The following is a 1,862-nucleotide window of genomic DNA, read 5'->3' as shown; positions in this document are numbered from 1 at the left end:
CCCCTGACGCGTCCCGCCCCTGCCACCCCGGAGACCCCATGACCCTCCTGCGCGACGAGCACCTCGCCGCCGCCTTCGACCACGCCGCCCGCAGCTACGACACCCTCGTGGCCGCCAACCCCGGCTACCACGCCCATCTGCGCCGCTCCGCACGCCGCCTGGGCCTGCCCCGCGGCGGCGAGGGGCTGCGCGTGCTCGACCTCGGCTGCGGCACCGGCGCCTCCACCGCCGCCCTCGCCGAGGTCCTGCCGAGCGCCGACATCACCGCCGTGGACGCCTCCGCCGGCATGCTGGAGCGGGCCGCCGGCAAGACCTGGCCGCCGAACGTCACCTTCACCCACGCGCCCGCCGAACGGCTCGCCGAGGCAGGCGTGTCGGGCCCCTTCGACGCGGTGTTCGCCGCCTACCTCTTCCGCAACGTCACCGACCCCGACGCCGTGCTGCGCACCGTGCGCGACCTGCTCGCCCCCGGCGGACGCCTCGCCGTGCACGAGTACACCCTCGGCGGACGCCGCACCGACCGCGCCGTGTGGACCCTGGTCTGCCGGGGCGTCGTCCAGCCCGCGGCGACCCTCCTCGGCGACGGGGATCTGTACCGCCATCTGTGGCGCAGCGTCGTCGAGTTCGACACCGCCGACCGCTTCGCCGACCGACTGCGGGAGAACGGCTTCGACAGCGTGCGCCGCCTGCCGCTGCCCGGCTGGCAGACCGGCATCACCCACACCTTCACCGGGCGCCGCCCCGCCACGACGGAGACCGCCCGATGACCCGGCCGCACCGATCCACCGCGGCCCGTCCCACCGCGGCCCGCCGTGGCCGCGACCGCCGCGCCCGCGTCATTCTGCCCCCGCCCGGCGCGCCCCGCGTCGACGGCGAACGCCGGCCCAGCACCGCCGTCGTCGGCGGCGGCATCGCCGGACTGGCCGCCGCCACCGCCCTCGCCGAACGCGGCGTCGCCGTCACCCTCTACGAGGCCCGCCCCTACCTCGGCGGACGCGTCGGCGGCCGGCCCGTCGAACTGAAGGACGGCACGCCCGCGACGATGAGCCGCGGCTTCCACGCCTTCTTCCGGCAGTACTACAACCTGCGCGGCCTGCTCCGGCGCACCGACCCCGCCCTGGACCGCCTCACCCCGCTGCCCGACTACCCGCTGCGGCACAGCGACGGCCTGCACGACAGCTTCCGGCACGTCCCGCGCACCCCGCCGTGGAGCGCGCTCGCCTTCGCCGCGCTCAGCCCGTCCTTCCCGCTGCGCGACCTGCCCCGGATCGACGCGGCGGCCGCGCTGCCGCTGCTCGACGTCCGCGTGCCCGAGGTGTACGAACGCCTCGACGCGGTCAGCGCGCACGACTTCCTCGACGCCGTCCGCTTCCCGGCGAGCGCCCGGCACCTGGCGTTCGAGGTGTTCTCGCGCAGCTTCTTCGCCGACCCGCGCCTGCTGTCGGCGGCGGAGATGGCGCTGATGTTCCACATCTACTTCCTCGGCTCCTCCGAGGGCCTGCTCTTCGACGTGCCGAACGCGCCCTTCCCCACCGCCCTGTGGGAGCCGCTCGCCGCCCTGCTCGCACGGCACGGCGCCGACCTGCGCACCTCCACCCCCGTCGAGCACGTCGAACCCCTGGACGACGGCGGGTACGCGGTCGCCACCGACCGGGACGAGCGCCGCCACGACACCGTGGTGCTCGCCCTGGACGCCGCCGGACTGCGCGCCCTCGTCGACCGCTCCGGCCGGCTCGGCGACACACCCTGGCGGGAGCGCGTCGCCCGGCTGCGCAACGCCCCGCCCTTCCTGGTCTCCCGCCTCTGGCTGGACCGCCCCGTCGCCCCCGACCGGCCCGGCTTCCTCGGCACCAGCGGCTACG

At 76.5% G+C, this 1,862-nt stretch carries 2 protein-coding genes; both read left to right on the top strand.

All coding sequences use genetic code 11. From position 1 onward, the window contains the following. Nucleotides 1-38 precede the first annotated feature (38 nt). Entirely contained in the window at nt 39-767 is a 729-nt protein-coding gene (locus CCN29_RS33485; protein WP_086686245.1) for a class I SAM-dependent methyltransferase, read from the top strand. Beyond that, nucleotides 764-1,862, top strand: a 1,099-nt coding sequence (locus CCN29_RS33480) for an FAD-dependent oxidoreductase (protein ID WP_442538661.1), incomplete at its 3' end; no start/stop codon positions are given. The genes CCN29_RS33485 and CCN29_RS33480, both read left to right, overlap by 4 nt.

Source organism: Streptomyces pseudogriseolus (genome assembly GCA_002154585.1).
Taxonomy (GTDB): Bacteria; Actinomycetota; Actinomycetes; order Streptomycetales; family Streptomycetaceae; genus Streptomyces; species Streptomyces pseudogriseolus.
Note: the sequence above shows the minus strand (reverse complement) of the source record. Positions and strands in the feature narration are given on the sequence as shown.